Below are 14,126 nucleotides of genomic sequence, written 5' to 3'. Positions count from 1 at the left end.
GAGGCCCGCGCATGGCCAAGGCGCGCATCGGCATCTCGGGCTGGCGCTATGCGCCATGGCGTGGCGTGTTCTATCCGGACGACCTGCCGCAGCGCGAGGAGCTTGCCTATGCTTCGCGCCAGCTCGCCAGTATCGAGATCAATGGCTCGTTCTACAGCCTGCAGCGTCCGTCCAGCTATGCGCGCTGGCGTGACGACACGCCGCGTGGCTTCGTCTTCGCGGTGAAGGCGCCGCGCTATGTGACGCATATGCGGCGCCTGCGCAACGCCGAACAGGGCCTGGCGAATTTCTTCGCCTCCGGGGTGCTATGCCTGCGCGAGAAGCTGGGACCGATCCTGTGGCAGCTGCCGCCGAGCCTGCGTTATGACGAGGGCGTGCTGGAAGCGTTTCTCGCGCAATTGCCGAAGGACACCGAAAGCGCCGCCGCCTTGGCGCGGCGCCATGCGGATCTGCCGGCATCGAAAACCGCCTGGGAGACGGATCGGCGGCGGCGCCTGCGCCATGCGATGGAAGTCAGGCACGAGAGCTTCCGCGACCCGGCCTTTATCGCGCAATTGCGCCGGCATGGCGTGGCGCTGGTGGTAGCCGATACGGCGAAGCGCTGGCCCCTGCTGGAAGACGTCACCGCCGGCTTCATGTATCTGCGCCTGCATGGCGACAAGAAGCTTTACGCCAGCGGTTATTCGCCCGCGGCGCTGCGCGCATGGAGCGCGCGGCTGCAGGCATGGATGCGTGGCGCGCAGCCGCGCGATGCAAGGCTTGCATCGCCCGACAGCAAACCGCCGAAGCGCGCCGCGCGCGATGTGTATGTGTATTTCGACAATGACCAGAAAGTGCGTGCGCCATTCGATGCGATGGCCTTGGCCAAGCGGATGAAGCGCTGATTTTCAGGAAGGGGGAATGGGGATTAATGCGTTTATCTCTAATGGCGGGGCGTGTTCTCGCGCCGCCTTGATTGCTGGGATATTCGAGTGGATTTCGGGGTACATTTTCCCTGGGTGAAATATCGATGATTATGAGGTGAAATGGGAATAATCGTTACGAAACGAACCAAGTATTAATTCCCGCTTTTCACAAAGCTCAATAGCGACAGGCCCTCGGATTCACGTGAACTTGGCGAAGTTTTGATCAATCTTTTGACGCAGTTCACATTTTGCCACTTGTAGCTTCCCGCCCGGAAGCGCAAACCACAGCACAGTGCCACGCCGTGGTGCTGGTTGAAATCAGATGCTTTATTACGGCATCTTTCTAAAATTCACAGTTTGCAAATGGAGGGGACGCATATGCGGCATCTGCCGACTTTCGGTTTCAAGGCGCTCGCAGCTATCGCGCTGCTGGCGGGAATGGCGGTCAGCGCACCTGCCATCGCAGCCAATCAGAATGGCCTGGGCCAATCCTGGCCGAATGCACAAGACGTGAGTTCGAGTCCGCGCTGGCACGTCTATGTATTCGAACGCAACGGCATTCGCTACGTACAGATCAACGACCTCAACGGCAATGTGCGCGCCGCCTTCGCCGCCCAGGGCGGCAGCTTCCTGGTCCTGCCCATCGGCACCGACGCCTCCCGCGTCGCCACACCCCAAGACCCGCAGCCCGCTCCCGCGAACACGCAGGGCGAGATCGTCTACCAGGACAACGACGTCAAGGTGCAGGTGACCCCGCAGGCGAACAGCGTGATGACGATGCAGGCGGTGGATTCGACTTGCAGCGATCCGGTGGAGTGCAGTTCGCGCGTGAACTGAGCTAATTGTTTTGAAGCAACGTTATGGGCGCGGGTGAAAACACCCGCGCCCATGTTTTTATGTGGGAATGCAAAGACAACAACGCACACAACATGAGCGAGGGCGAAGCCCGATGCTCAGTGCGCTTTCGCAGTTGATCTTGATCTTGATCTTGATCTACCGGGTCCCTTGGCGCCGGCGGTGAGGGCTGGACGAAAAGGCCCCGCAGGGGGCGAGGACAGGACGTCCTCGCCTTTTTGATCAGGGCATGGATGCCCTGTCAAAAAGCCCGGCCAGCCCTCACGGACCCTCAGCAGCGCAGCTGCTGAGGGCGCCAAGCAGGGTGCCCTTCTCTTTGCTTACTTTCTCTTGGGCACGCAAGAGAAAGTAAGTCGGGCCGCGGCAGCGGCACGAAACACTCGCCGTAGGCGAGACTCACCAACGTCAACGCGACAACCGCGCGATACCGTCACTGGATGATTCGCTTCGCTCACCCCTTCGGGGCCGCCCTGCGGGCGTTCTTCGCGCTACGCGCTCGTCCGGCCTACGCCGGAATGACGAGGATTGGAGGGTGCGGTGAACTCAGCCCCCCGCCCCTCTCCACGAAGAGGAGAGAGACACATACTCAGCACTCGCAAGGCGAAAAAAAAGCCGCCGCAGGCCCCAACCCTCAGGGTGCGGACACCCGCGCCCCATCCACCCGCCCCCGCAAGGCATCATGCAACAACACCGTCACCCGCAACCCCAGCGGATTCTCCCGCACATGCGCATCGCCACCATAAATCTGCGCACGCTCGCGGATCGTCTCGATCCCCTGCCCGCTGGTGCCCAGCAGCGACATCGCCTTCTTCCACTGATCCTGCGCCAGGCGCATCCCGCCATCGGTGGCCGACGCGCGATGGCAATCCATGCGCATCACCACCCAGCGCATGCCCTGGCTGTGGCCGCCGCGGATCACCAGGTCCACATGGCGCGTGGCCTGGCGGCTCAGCGCGTACACCAGCGATTCGCCGGCCAGGCGGTACAGCGTCATGTGCACGTCGGAGGCCAGATGCTCGAGATCCTGGCCCACCAATTCGCATTCGTAGGTAGCGCCGATCGCGGCCGCGGCCATCGCCACCGGTCCGTCGCGCAGCTGCACCGTCGAGGTCTCGCCCTGCTCGCGCCACACGCGCGGATACAGCGCATTGGTGAGGCGATGCATCTCGTGCTGGGCCAAGGCGGCCTGCCGCGTATAGGCACGCTCTTCGTTGGCTGGGATGCGGTCGCGCAGATGGTCGAGCAGGCGGTTCTGCATATCGCGCATGGACTGGCGCACCTGCTCCAGCGCCTCGGCCGCATGCTTCATGCGCAGCTCTTCCTGGTACAGGCCCTGCTGCGCGAGCAGCAGGCCGTATTCGCGGTCGACGCGCTCGCGCTGCGCACTGGCTTCGCCGCTGGCGGTCTGCGCCAGGCGCGTGCCGAGCATCAGCAAGGTGGAGATGGCGAAGGCGATGATCGCCTGCGCCTGGATCACCGAAGGATCGCGCACGATGGTGGAGGTGAGCGCCACCGCGCAGCTGGCCGCGGCGCCGCCGAAAGCTGCACCGCGCCAGCCATGGCGCAGGGTGAGCCAGGCCACCGGCACGAACATCGCGATGCGGCAGACCTGCATGGCATCCGCGTTCTCGCTGGCGTAGCCGATGCCGGCCAGTGCCGTGAGCGGCAGCAGCAGGCTCATCGCGCCGTCGCGCAGCAGGCCGCTGCGGCGCAGCGATGCCCAGGCCACAGCCGGACGCGTACCGGCCAGCCAGCCGCGCACGGCGAGCGCGAGCGGGGCCAGGGTCAGCGCGCCGAGGTAATTGCCCAGGAAGTAACCGAACACGATGCGCGCAGTGATCGCCGGCGCCGGCTGCCCCGCGGGCATGTGCACCGAGGCCAGCGCGGCGACGTTGCCGGCGGCCGTGAGCACGGCGCAGGCCAGAGCCGCGGTCAGCACGGCGGGAATATCGACGCGCCCATCCGCCTGCACGACCATGGTGCGGCGGCGGAACCAGGCCATGAAAGGCGCGCACAGCGCCATCGGCGGGAAGGCGGCGAAGCTCGCCCAGGCCCAGCCGAACATGCCGTGGCTGAGCCAGGCCTGGTAAGCGACCGGCATCGCCTCGCCGAGCACCAGCGCGGGCCAGTAACGCATGGGCACCAGCAGCAGCGCGGCAAGGCGCAGGCTGGCGGGCAGGTTCCAGTTGGATACCGAAACACTGCGCAGCAAGACGTACGCGGCGGCATAGCCGACGGCCACCAGCAGGTGGCGCCACCATACGAACCGGATCGATTCCTCCTGCATAGCCTCCCTCCCCGTCGTCGCCATCGTCCTCCGACCGTTTGCGTCGGCCGCCTGTGCTCAATCGTTGATCGCCACCCCTGCGCCGCTCGCCTCCCCGGCGTCCTGCTCTCCGGCGGCAAGGGCATCAAGCTGCAATGATCGAACAAAAAAAGCCCGCGGGTTACGTCGTCGGACCGGTAACAAAGAAGCAAGTCTTGAAATGTGTGATGCGCTTCACGCTCGATTGGTGGCGTGAGCTGGGCGAGAGATCGAGCCCTAAGAAGTATCTACTGCGTAAAACCCACCGCGTCCGGACGCTTATTTTGCCACGCGCCAGCGGTCAACGTCAGTGTGCATCGGTTATCTGTCTTGCGGATGACGTAAGAAAGAAGCGTGCCATGGCGGACGGCTAGACCATTGGTCATAGGAATAATTCCAGTCCAGTCCTATTCGTCATGAAAAGACGTCTATCCGCCTGGGCGGATGCAAGCCCCTTGAAAGACTGGCCGCCAAATTTCCAGCGTTTCCTGGTGAATTCACCCAGAAATCTCAGGAAACACGGACGCCGCGCCTCACGGTGGGCAACGCCCACCCGCCGCGATGGTGGACATGCGGCCAAAACCGACCCTATGCGGCACCCTGCCGCAGCTTCGCGGGAAGCGTGCCAGTCCGCTCAGGCCTTGCGGTGCAGCCAGGCGGCGAAGTCGATCGGGTGCGAATCGGTGTGCGGGCCGGCGGGCGCCGGCACGAAGCGGTGGCGGCGGGCGCCGGCGGCAGCGTCGGTGAACAGGGTGAATTCACGCGGCTGGACCGTCACCACGTCCCCAACGGCAAGGGCGTGCGCCGCTACCTCGGCGGCGTTCCATTCGGCCTCCAGCACCAGGCCTTCGCCATGCATCGCCAGCCGGGCACGGGCCACCGGGCCAGCCAGGTCCAGGTGCTGCAGCCGGCCGCTCCATCCGGCCAGGCCGCGGGCGGCGAGCGCCAGATGTTCCGGCCGCAGCCAGGCTTCGACTTCGCGGCCGGCGAGCTCGGCCGGCAACTCGCCCTGGAATACGTGTCCGCCCAGATGCAGGCGGTCGCGCTCGACGTGGCCGCGAAGCCGGTTGGCGCGGCCGACGAAGCCGTGCACGAACGGCGTGGCCGGCTCGCGATAGATCTCGCCTGGCGTGCCGACCTGTTCGATGCGTCCGCGATTCATCACCACCACCCGGTCGGCCAGTTCCAGCGCCTCGTCCTGATCGTGCGTGACCAGCACCGTGGTGAGGCCGAGCGAACGCTGCAGCTCGCGCAGCCACAGGCGCAGCGTGCCGCGTACCTGGGCGTCGAGCGCACCGAAGGGTTCGTCGAGCAGGAGCAGCGACGGCTCCACCGCGAGGGCACGCGCCAGGGCGACGCGCTGGCGCTGGCCGCCGGAAAGCTGGGCCGGATAGCGACGGCCCAGTTCCTCCAGCTGCACGCGGCGCAGCAGGTCGTCCACGCGCGCGGCGATGTCGCGGCGCGAAGGCCTGCGCGCGCGCGGCCGCACGCGCAGGCCGAAGGCGATGTTGTCCGCCACGGTCATGTGCGGGAACAGCGCGTAATGCTGGAACACGAGACCGATATCGCGGCGCTGGGCCGGCAGCGCGAGCAGGTCGGTGCCATCGCGCAGCACGTCGCCGCGGTCCGGATCGTCCAGGCCGGCGAGGATGCGCAGCAGGCTGCTCTTGCCGGAACCGGACGGCCCCAGCAGCGCAACGAATTCACCCTCGGCGATGTCGAGCGAGAAATCGTCCAGCGCGGCGAAGGCGCCGTAGCGGCGGGTGAGCTGGCGGATCGAAAGACTCATGCGGAAGACTCGGAACGTCGGGGGGAGTGCGCCAGTTCGCCGCCATGGCGCGATTCCATCAGCCACTTGGCCAGCAGCGTGACCAGTCCCAGGCAGGCCAGCAGCGAAGCCAGCGCGAAGGACGAAGCGATCGCGCTGTCGCTGCCGCCGTTGTAGACCTGGTCCACCTGCAGCGGCAGCGTATTGGTGAGGCCGGGGAGATGTCCCGACACCACCGATACGGCACCGAACTCGCCCATGCTGCGCGCGGTGCACAGCAGCACGCCGTACAGCAGGGCCCAGCGGATTCTGGGCAGGGTGACGCGGAAAAAGATCTGCCAGCCACCGGCGCCGAGCGTACGGGCCGCCAGTTCCTCGTCGCTGCCCTGCGCCTGCATCAACGGGATCAGCTCGCGCGCGACGAACGGGAACGCCACGAACACCGTGGCCAGCACCAGGCCGGGCCAGGCGAAGATCACGCGCAGGCCGTGAGCCTCCAGCCAGCCGCCATACCAGCCGTGCACGCCGTAGACCAGCACGCAGACCAGGCCGGCGACCACCGGCGACACCGAGAACGGCAGGTCGATCAGGGCCTCCAGCAACCCCTTGCCGCGGAACTGGTGGTGCGTCAGCAACCATGCGGCGGCCAAGCCGAACACGGTATTCGCCGGCACCGCGATGGCGGCGACGGTCAGCGTCAGGCGCACCGCGGCCAGCGCATCGGGGTCTGTCACGGCAGCGGCGAACACCGCCCAGCCCTTGGCGAAGGCCTCGGCGAATACCGCCAGCAGCGGCAGCACCAGCAGGCCGCCGACGCACAGCAAGGCGAGCACGATCAGCGTGGCGTGCCGCCAGCGTCCGCTGCGCGAACGGCTGGCGGGATGATGCACGGCATGGGCGGCGACGGCAGCCATCAGGACACCACGCTCCAGCGCCGGCTCCAGCGCTGCAGGCCGTTCACCGCCAGCAGCACCAGCAAGGACACGGCGAGCATCACCGCGCCCAGCAGCGCGGCCGGTGCGGTGTCGTCGCCGGCATCGATCTTCTGCACGATCAGCAGCGGCACGATTTCCGTGCGCATGGGCAGGTTGCCTGAGATGTAGATGACCGAACCGTATTCGCCCACCGCCCGCGCCAGCGCCAGCGCAAAGCCGGTGAGCAAGGTGGGCGCAAGCAGCGGCAGCAGCACGCGGCGGAAGCTCTGCCAGGGCGAGGCGCCGAGGGTAAGCGCGGCTTCTTCCACTTCGCGTTCCAGGCTCTCGATGACCGGCTGCAGGGTGCGCACCACGAACGGCAAACCGACGAAGACCATCGCCAGCAGCACGCCCAGCCGCGTATAAGCCACCTGCACGCCCAGCGGCTGCAGCAGGTGCCCGATCCAGCCATTGGGTGCGTACAACGCGGTAAGCGCGATGCCGGCCACGGCGGTGGGCAGCGCGAAAGGCAGGTCGATCAGGGCATCGCATACGCGGCGCAGCGGGAAGCGGTAGCGCACCAGCACCCAGGCCAGCAGCAGGCCCAGCAGCAGGTCGATCGCGGCCGCCGCCAGCGCTCCGCCGAAACTCAATTGCAGGGCCAGCAATACCCGGCGCGTGCCCAGGTGCTGCCACCACAAGGACGGCCCCAGGCTGGCCGCCTTCCAGGCCAGCGCCGTCAGCGGCAGCAGCACGATCCCGCCCAGCCAGGCCAGGGTGACGCCCAGGCTGAGGCCGAATCCGGGCAAGGCGCGGCGGCTCATGGCCTCAGTGCCCCGCTTCGCTGAGCTGGTCGTAGATGCCGCCGTCGGCGAAATACGTGGCCTGCGCCTTGCGCCAGTCGCCGAACTGCTCGGCCAGGGTGAAGGTCTTCACCGGCGGAAAGGTCGAGGCGTACTTCGCCGCCGCGGCGGCATCGCGCGGGCGGTAGTAATGCCTGGCCACCAGGGCCTGGCCCTCCGGCGAGTACAGGAACTTGAGATAGGCCTCGGCCACCGCGCGGGTGCCGTGCTTGTCGACCACCTTGTCGACCACGGCCACCGGAGGTTCGGCCAGGATGGTCAGCGAGGGCACGACCACGTCGAACTTGTCCGCGCCCAGCTCCTGCCGGGCCTGCAGCGCCTCGCTCTCCCAGGCGATCAGCACGTCGCCGATGCCGCGCTGGACGAAGGTGTTGGTGGCGCCGCGCGCGCCGGTGTCCAGCACCGGCACGTGCTTGTAGAGCTGGGCCACGTAGGCGCGCGCCTTGTCCGCATTGCCGCCGGGCTGCCGCTGCGCCCAGCCCCAGGCGGCCAGGAAGTTCCAGCGGGCACCGCCGGAGGTCTTGGGATTGGGCGTGATCACCTGCACGCCGTCGCGGACCAGGTCGGGCCAGTCGCGGATGCCCTTGGGATTGCCCTTGCGCACCAGGAACACCACGGTCGAGGTGTAGGGCGTGCTGTGCTCGGGCAGGCGCGACTGCCAGTCCTTGGCCAGCAGGCCGCGGTCGGCCAGCACGTCGATGTCCCAGGCCAAGGCCAGGGTGACCACGTCCGCTTCCAGGCCGTCCTGCACCGCGCGCGACTGCTTGCCGGAGCCGCCGTTGGAGGTGGTGATGCGCAGATCCTTGCCGGTCTGGCGCTTCCAGGAGGCGGCGAAGGCGGTGTCGGCGTCCTTGTAGAGCTCGCGGGTGGGGTCGAAGGAGACGTTGAGCAGGCGCACGTCCTGCGCCTGGACGGTGGCGCCGAAAGCAAAGCCGGCGATGGCGAGCAGCAAGGTCGGGCCAAGGCGTTTCAAGGTCGGACTCCAATGGCGGATGGGGATGGCGTGGGCGCCTGCGCGCTCCACCCTGATGGCTTTGTCCCATGCCAAGCATTCAGAGAGCGTCAGTGGCGTGCTAGGGCGCCGTTGGTCCGGATGGACACGGGCAGGTTGCCGGGTTTTCGGCGGGCAACGAAATGATCGATGCGCATAAGCTCATACGTTCGGCCATATAGACATCCAGATCGAAAACCTTGCCGGACGAGCCCCGGCGGGAGCCAGGGCTCGCTGGCACGCGGCGCAATACTCAAAGTGCGTAGCTGCCCTGTACCGCCAGATGGCTGGCCGCCTGCTTCGCGCGGACGCGCAGATACCAGGTGCCCGGCTGCGGCCGGCTTATCGCGATCGCTTCGTTATTGCCCGCGTGGTCCGAGATGGCATCTGCGTTCGCGCCATCGACGGCTGGTGCGAGCCCGGATTTCAGATAAAGCGTTGCGTCCCCCTTCCCACCCAGCGTACGCAGATGGAGATGGCGTGCACCGGCAGGAACCGCGATGGCGTAGAGCAGGCTCTGGCCCTGGGCGATGGATGGTTCCGAACGGAGCACGCCGCGTTCCAGCGGGATGACGGACTCGGCCGGGGCCGCGCTGCCCAAGGCTTTCATCACCGCCGCGTGCGCATCCAGAATGCCGGCCCCGATCGGCCGATCCGGTGCGACAGGGAAAGCCCGGGCCGTATCGACCAGCAGTTTGCCCACCTGCTCCGCGTCCAGCGCGGGCAGGCCGGCCTGCTTCACGGCACCGATCACCAGCGCAGCGGCACCTGCCACATGGGCGGCAGCCAATGCCGTACCGCTGGATCCGCCATAGCCCGGATCGGCCGGCACCGTCGCTCCTTCGTTCGACAAGGACCAGATCAGATCCTTGGCGCTGCCATCCGCCGCCTCGCCACCGCCCGGGGCAGCCAGCGCGACGCCCGAACCGAAGCTGGAGTTGCCGGCGCGCCCACCCCTGATGCCGTTGGCGGCAACGGCGATGACACCCGGACAGCTCGCTGGAACCGCCAGGTCCACATCGCCGCCGAAATCGCCGGCGGGAGCGATCACGACCGCGCCGCGGAGACGGGCTTCCGCAATGGCGCTTTTCAGGCTGAAGGTTTCCGTGCAGCCGTCCTCGAAGCGGTCGCCGACGCCCAGGGTGATGACCTGCGCCGGATGCTTATTGTCCGGCACGCCGCGGACGCGCCCTCCCGCGGCCCACACGATGGCATCGGTGATGTCCGATAGATAACCCGCACCGCAATGCCCTGCCACGCGGACCGGCAACACTTTCGCCCGATAGGCGATGCCCAGGTTTCCCGTGGGGCCGCCAGCCAGCCCTGCCACGATGCCGGCCGCCCGCGTGCCCTGCCAAGTGCTGGCTTCCCCACCCGGCTCATCGAAGCAGTCCTCGTATTCGGGCGTGTTGCTCCAGTCGCCCGGATCCCAGCCTCCCGCAGCGCGGCCATACTCGTCGCGGCCGGAGGTCAAGGGATCCCTGGTGAAGTCGTAACCGGCATCGGCCAGTGAAAGATCGAGTCCGGGGTGCCGCGTGATGCCTGTGTCGAGCACGGCGACGACGACGTCCTTGCCGTCGGCAAGCTCCCAGGCCTTCTCGACGTTGGCGCCGCCGCGCGGATCGCCGTAGTTCCACCGGGCCATGGGGAAAACATGATGGGAAGACATTCCACGCGGCGATACTTCAGCCGCAAGCCGCGAACCGCCCAGCGCATGCAGACGAACGTCGCGCTCGACATGCAGGACGGCGGGATCCGCCGCGATCGCGCGCATCAGCTTGCGTGCCTGCACGTCGTCCAGCGAATGCGATACGCCGATCAGGTCGCCGCCCGCGGCAAGTTTGCGCACGTAGCTGGCGTACAAGCGCCGAATGCCCAAGCCCAGGTCCTTGAACACGGCCTTGTCCAATCCGCTTCTGCTCACCGCCGCGCTCACGTTCTGCAGGGCGGCGCCCTGGTCGCGGGCTTCGCTGCTGCCTTGCCGGTAGGTGACGATGAAGCGATCGGACGCGCTGGCCTGGCGGGGCGCATCCATGCCGGCATGAAACCCATGCGCATGGAGCTGGGGAACCGATGCCGCCATCGCGGCGATGAGGGTCACGATCGGAAAGCCGATGAGATGTCGTTTCATGCGAATACCTCGGGAAAGGAGCCGGACAAGGTTCGGAGAGGTGGCCACGGCCGCGCGAAGACCTGCGGCTCCCGGTCGCCGCGCGGCATGCGCGCGGCCGGGCCACCAACGGGGTGGCGCGCTCCTGTTACGGGGCGTGCCCTGCACTCATCGGCCGAAGCTCAGGCCATGCGTTCCACTGGATTCGCCGCAGGTGCTCCGCCAGCAGGCCTTCCGCTGCCGCACACGAGGCACCGAAGCGGAAGCGCGCGGCGTGGTCGCCGTCGCTCTTGCCGTAGATCGAACCGGCAAGCGGCCAGGCATCGTGCAGAGCCTTGCTGTGCATCCTTTTCATGCGGTGCTCCATAACGGCGGGGAAGTGGCGACGCAGGCGTTGGCGTCGCGCCGATGGAGTCAGCTTTCCGCAGATCGGGCGGGCGATCACTCACGCTTCCCAACCGGACATCACCTGGCACTGGCGTGCCACGGCTTCTTGCTCACGCAGCGCTGCACGCAAAGCCTGCCGCCACGCGCATCCGAGGGGCAAAACATGACTTGCCGCAGCAGGAGAGAAACTCACGCGGGCTGCATGGGACACCGCGCTTTTAGGCCCGCTCCTACGCCGATCCGCCGCGTCCGACGAAGGCATAGCCGCCACCGCGCACCGTGATCAGCGGCAGCACCGGCATGCCCAGCGCCCTCGCCTTCCGGCGCAGGCGGTAAATGAGCATTTCCAGGCGATGCGGGTCGAACTCGGCGTCCTCGCCATGCCAGGCGCCGATCAGCACCTCCCGCGCCACCGCCCCGCCGCCGGCGGCGAACAGCGGGCGCAGAACGCAGCGCTCGGAAGCGGACAGCGGGATGGACTCGCCCGTGGGAGCCACGAGATTCCAGTCGTCGGTCGACAGGCGCCATCCGGCGGGAGCGGCATGTGCCGCCGCTTGGATGGCCGGTGCCGGCGAAGCCAGTCGCGGCGCACCCGGCAGGCGCCGGCCCACGCTATGCAGACTCGCCGCCAGCAGCGCCATGCCGGCCGGCTTGCGCAGGTAGATGTCGGCGCCCGCGGTAAGCGCGCGGATCTCATCGTGTTCGGCCGTGCGGCCGGTGAGCACCACGATGCCGATCTGCGAACAGCGGCGCAGGTGCCGCGCCACCGAGAGGCCGTCTTCATCGGGCAGGCCCAGGTCCAGCACCGCCAGGTCGAAGCGTTCGGCGAGCATGCGTCGATAGAGTTCCGCCGCGCGGCCGATGCCGACGGCTTCGAAACCGAAGCTCAGCAGCCCCGGTACGAGCACGTCCTCGCGCAGGCGGCAATCGTCCTCCAGCACGGCGACCCGCCATGCACCCTGCCCGCCCGACGAGGAAGAAGTGGCCTGCATCTGCGTCTCTGCCGTGATCCGCTGCGGCGGGCTTTATAGCAGCGCGCCGGTGGCGCCGGCGTATGGACGTCCAAACCTTGCCGCGCTACGCAACAGCAGCTCGGGCATTTCGCGGCGGCAAGCTCCAAGGCGCCATGCGATCACTACCCGCCAGCGCAGCTTCCCCCGGACCCGGAACACAGGCATAAAAAAACGCGGCAGCTCGCGCTGCCGCGTCTTTCACCAGCAGACGGCTTAGCCGACCGCGGCGTCCTTCAGTTTCTTGAGCGGACGGATCTTCACCTTCACCGTGGCCGGCTTGGCGGCGAACCACTGCTCTTCCTTGGTGAAGGGGTTGATGCCCTTGCGCTTCGGCTTGGCCGGCACATTGACCGCGGTGATCTTCAGAAGACCCGGCAGCGTGAACGAGCCGTGGCCCTTCTTGTGCACCGAACCGGCGACCGCACCTTCGAGCGCACCCAGAACAGCGCGCACGTCCTTGGCCACCACACCGGTGGTTTCGGCGAGGTGGGCGACCAGGCCGGACTTGCTCAGAGCGTCCTTGATCGGCTTCAGCGCAGCCGGCTTGGCGGCGGCCTTGGCGGTGGTCTTCTTGGCGGCTTTCTTGGCCATACATTCCCCGTAGTTTTGATGGGTTTGGTTGAAACCTGTGCCTTTCGGCAGGTGGAATGTATGGCATGTGAGCGATGCCGCCAAGACGCAAACGCATAAATGTGTCTTACGGCATGGTGTTTTTTGCGACCGCGTCATGCGGGAGCGCCGTTTTCCCGGCGAAAGACCGCCCGTCGCTGTCCGCCGGAGCTGATTTGCAGGGGTGGCGGCGCGGCCGGCGATGCGTGTGCCGGCGGCGGCGCAGCACAGCCGCGGATACGAAAAGGCCCGCTCCGCGGTGGCGTCGCCACCTGGGAGCGGGCCCGGTGTCCCGCGGCATCGGCCAGGGCTCAGCGCCCGAAAATGATTTCCTTGCCTTCGTGGTCGCGGTCCCAGCCGCGCAGTTCGTCGCGGATGTGGGCGATGCGCTGGCGGCCGAGCGCGTTGCGCTCTTCGTCCAGCACCTGCCCGTCCAGCAGCTCGGCCAGCCGCTGCGCCGTGGGCAGCATGGCGTCCCAGGCGTCGAGCGCGGGGATCGGCGCCGGCAGGGTCATGAAGAAGCTCAGGCCCGGCGAGCGCAGCGCGTCGAGGCGGCTCAGGTCGAAGTTGCCGGGCTTCAGCATGTTGGCCACGCTGAAGATCGGACCGTGTTCGCGCTTGCCGTCGAGCAGGCGGTGATAGATGCCCATGTCGCCGAATTCGAGGCCGGCCTTCTCGGCCGCCACGATCAGGTCGGGCCCGAGGAACACCGCGCCTTCGCGCGCCACCACGAACAAGGTGACGATGCGCTCCACCGGCAACTGCGCCGGGCGCTTGCCCAGCTCCGAACGCGGCGGCACGCGCGGCGCCGCTGGCGCGGGCGCCGGCGCGGCAGGCGGCGGCACCGGTGCCTGCGCGCGCGGCCTGGTTTCCAAGGGCCTGGGTTCCAAGGGCCTGGTTTCCACAGGCCTGGTTTCCAAGGGTGCGGACTCGACGGCCGCGGGCTTCACCGGCTCGTCGACATGCCCCTGCGCGGCCAGGAACTGCTCCGGCGGCGCACGGAGCGCCTCGATGATCGAGGCCGCGGCGCCCATCGGCTTGGCGCTCACCGGCGCGGGCGCGACGCGTTCGCTGGACAGCGTGGCGCCGAGCTTCTCCAATTCCTCGCGCAGGCCCATGTCCAGCTCGCCCTGCTTCGGCTTGGGCTCGTCGAGCGGGTCGAGGCGGAAGTCGTCGCGCGCGCTGAAGCCGGGCGCTTCGTCGGCCACGTCCACGTCGTCGCCGAAGGTCGGCTCGCGCCGCTCCTCGCCGCCCTGCGCGGCGGGCGCGCGGCGGCGGCCCTGTTCCTTCTTCGGCTGGCCGAACAGCCAGATCAGGGCCAGCACGATCGCACCCACGATTAGCAGCGGGACGCCTACCGCGGGGTTCCAGGCCAGGGCGAGCACGGGTTGCATGGTCATGTCGGA

At 67.6% G+C, this 14,126-nt stretch carries 12 protein-coding genes; 2 read left to right on the top strand and 10 right to left on the bottom strand.

The window, feature by feature from the left end; genetic code table 11:
* Nucleotides 1-11 precede the first annotated feature (11 nt).
* Both FHW85_RS03180 and FHW85_RS03175 read left to right on the top strand, forming a co-directional pair.
* Complete coding sequence (locus FHW85_RS03180) at nt 12-884, top strand: DUF72 domain-containing protein (protein ID WP_167256971.1); 873 nt, start codon at nt 12-14, stop codon at nt 882-884.
* A 399-nt stretch (nt 885-1,283) separates the two neighbouring features.
* A complete protein-coding gene (locus FHW85_RS03175) occupies nt 1,284-1,742 on the top strand; it encodes a hypothetical protein (RefSeq protein ID WP_167256970.1) in 459 nt (152 codons plus the stop codon).
* Between the two features lie 649 nt (nt 1,743-2,391).
* On the opposite strand, the gene FHW85_RS03170 is transcribed toward FHW85_RS03175, so the two are convergent.
* The 10 genes from FHW85_RS03170 to zipA form a co-directional block, all read right to left on the bottom strand.
* Nucleotides 2,392-4,047 (bottom strand): MASE1 domain-containing protein, encoded by a 1,656-nt coding sequence (locus tag FHW85_RS03170; RefSeq protein ID WP_168647278.1) that lies wholly within the window; start codon nt 4,045-4,047, stop codon nt 2,392-2,394.
* Between the two features lie 652 nt (nt 4,048-4,699).
* On the bottom strand, nt 4,700-5,854 hold the full coding sequence (locus tag FHW85_RS03165; RefSeq protein WP_168647277.1) for an ABC transporter ATP-binding protein: 1,155 nt from the start codon (nt 5,852-5,854) through the stop codon (nt 4,700-4,702).
* Nucleotides 5,851-6,747, bottom strand: a complete 897-nt coding sequence (cysW, locus tag FHW85_RS03160) for a sulfate ABC transporter permease subunit CysW (protein WP_167256967.1) — start codon at nt 6,745-6,747, stop codon at nt 5,851-5,853. Before cysW ends, FHW85_RS03165 begins: the two co-directional genes overlap by 4 nt.
* A complete protein-coding gene (gene cysT, locus FHW85_RS03155; protein WP_167256966.1) occupies nt 6,747-7,571 on the bottom strand; it encodes a sulfate ABC transporter permease subunit CysT in 825 nt (274 codons plus the stop codon). The genes cysW and cysT overlap by 1 nt, the downstream gene beginning before the upstream one ends.
* A gap of 4 nt (nt 7,572-7,575) precedes the next feature.
* Nucleotides 7,576-8,562 (bottom strand): sulfate ABC transporter substrate-binding protein, encoded by a 987-nt coding sequence (locus tag FHW85_RS03150; protein WP_168647344.1) that lies wholly within the window; start codon nt 8,560-8,562, stop codon nt 7,576-7,578.
* A 292-nt stretch (nt 8,563-8,854) separates the two neighbouring features.
* Nucleotides 8,855-10,732: a S8 family serine peptidase gene (locus tag FHW85_RS03145; protein WP_168647276.1), complete on the bottom strand. Its 1,878-nt coding sequence runs from the start codon at nt 10,730-10,732 to the stop codon at nt 8,855-8,857.
* A 127-nt stretch (nt 10,733-10,859) separates the two neighbouring features.
* The gene (locus FHW85_RS03140; protein ID WP_167256964.1) at nt 10,860-11,066 is read right to left on the bottom strand and encodes a hypothetical protein; all 207 of its coding nucleotides are present in this window, start codon (nt 11,064-11,066) and stop codon (nt 10,860-10,862) included.
* A gap of 262 nt (nt 11,067-11,328) precedes the next feature.
* Nucleotides 11,329-12,090, bottom strand: coding sequence for a response regulator transcription factor (locus tag FHW85_RS03135; protein ID WP_168647275.1), 762 nt, complete (start codon nt 12,088-12,090; stop codon nt 11,329-11,331).
* Nucleotides 12,091-12,324: 234 nt separating this feature from the next.
* Nucleotides 12,325-12,702 carry an HU family DNA-binding protein gene (locus tag FHW85_RS03130; protein WP_167256962.1) on the bottom strand — a complete coding sequence of 126 codons (378 nt, stop codon included), beginning with the start codon at nt 12,700-12,702 and terminating at the stop codon, nt 12,325-12,327.
* A 329-nt stretch (nt 12,703-13,031) separates the two neighbouring features.
* Nucleotides 13,032-14,120, bottom strand: coding sequence for a cell division protein ZipA (gene zipA / locus FHW85_RS03125; RefSeq protein WP_168647274.1), 1,089 nt, complete (start codon nt 14,118-14,120; stop codon nt 13,032-13,034).
* Nucleotides 14,121-14,126 lie beyond the last annotated feature (6 nt).

Source organism: Dyella sp. SG609, assembly GCF_012275375.1.
In the GTDB taxonomy this organism is placed as follows: Bacteria; Pseudomonadota; Gammaproteobacteria; order Xanthomonadales; family Rhodanobacteraceae; genus Dyella_D; species Dyella_D marensis.
The sequence above is the reverse complement of the archived record's forward strand: the minus strand, read 5'-3'. Positions and strand labels throughout refer to the sequence as shown.

Excerpts from the sequence above, each read along its gene's own strand:
- cysT (WP_167256966.1), bottom strand. The coding sequence starts at position 7,571 with ATGAGCCGCCGCGCCTTGCCCGGATTCGGCCTCAGCCTGGGCGTCACC.
- FHW85_RS03175 (WP_167256970.1), top strand. The coding sequence starts at position 1,284 with ATGCGGCATCTGCCGACTTTCGGTTTCAAGGCGCTCGCAGCTATCGCG.
- FHW85_RS03170 (WP_168647278.1), bottom strand. The coding sequence starts at position 4,047 with ATGCAGGAGGAATCGATCCGGTTCGTATGGTGGCGCCACCTGCTGGTG.
- cysW (WP_167256967.1), bottom strand. The coding sequence starts at position 6,747 with ATGGCTGCCGTCGCCGCCCATGCCGTGCATCATCCCGCCAGCCGTTCG.
- FHW85_RS03180 (WP_167256971.1), top strand. The coding sequence starts at position 12 with ATGGCCAAGGCGCGCATCGGCATCTCGGGCTGGCGCTATGCGCCATGG.
- FHW85_RS03140 (WP_167256964.1), bottom strand. The coding sequence starts at position 11,066 with ATGAAAAGGATGCACAGCAAGGCTCTGCACGATGCCTGGCCGCTTGCC.
- zipA (WP_168647274.1), bottom strand. The coding sequence starts at position 14,120 with ATGACCATGCAACCCGTGCTCGCCCTGGCCTGGAACCCCGCGGTAGGC.
- FHW85_RS03130 (WP_167256962.1), bottom strand. The coding sequence starts at position 12,702 with ATGGCCAAGAAAGCCGCCAAGAAGACCACCGCCAAGGCCGCCGCCAAG.
- FHW85_RS03135 (WP_168647275.1), bottom strand. The coding sequence starts at position 12,090 with ATGCAGGCCACTTCTTCCTCGTCGGGCGGGCAGGGTGCATGGCGGGTC.
- FHW85_RS03145 (WP_168647276.1), bottom strand. The coding sequence starts at position 10,732 with ATGAAACGACATCTCATCGGCTTTCCGATCGTGACCCTCATCGCCGCG.
- FHW85_RS03165 (WP_168647277.1), bottom strand. The coding sequence starts at position 5,854 with ATGAGTCTTTCGATCCGCCAGCTCACCCGCCGCTACGGCGCCTTCGCC.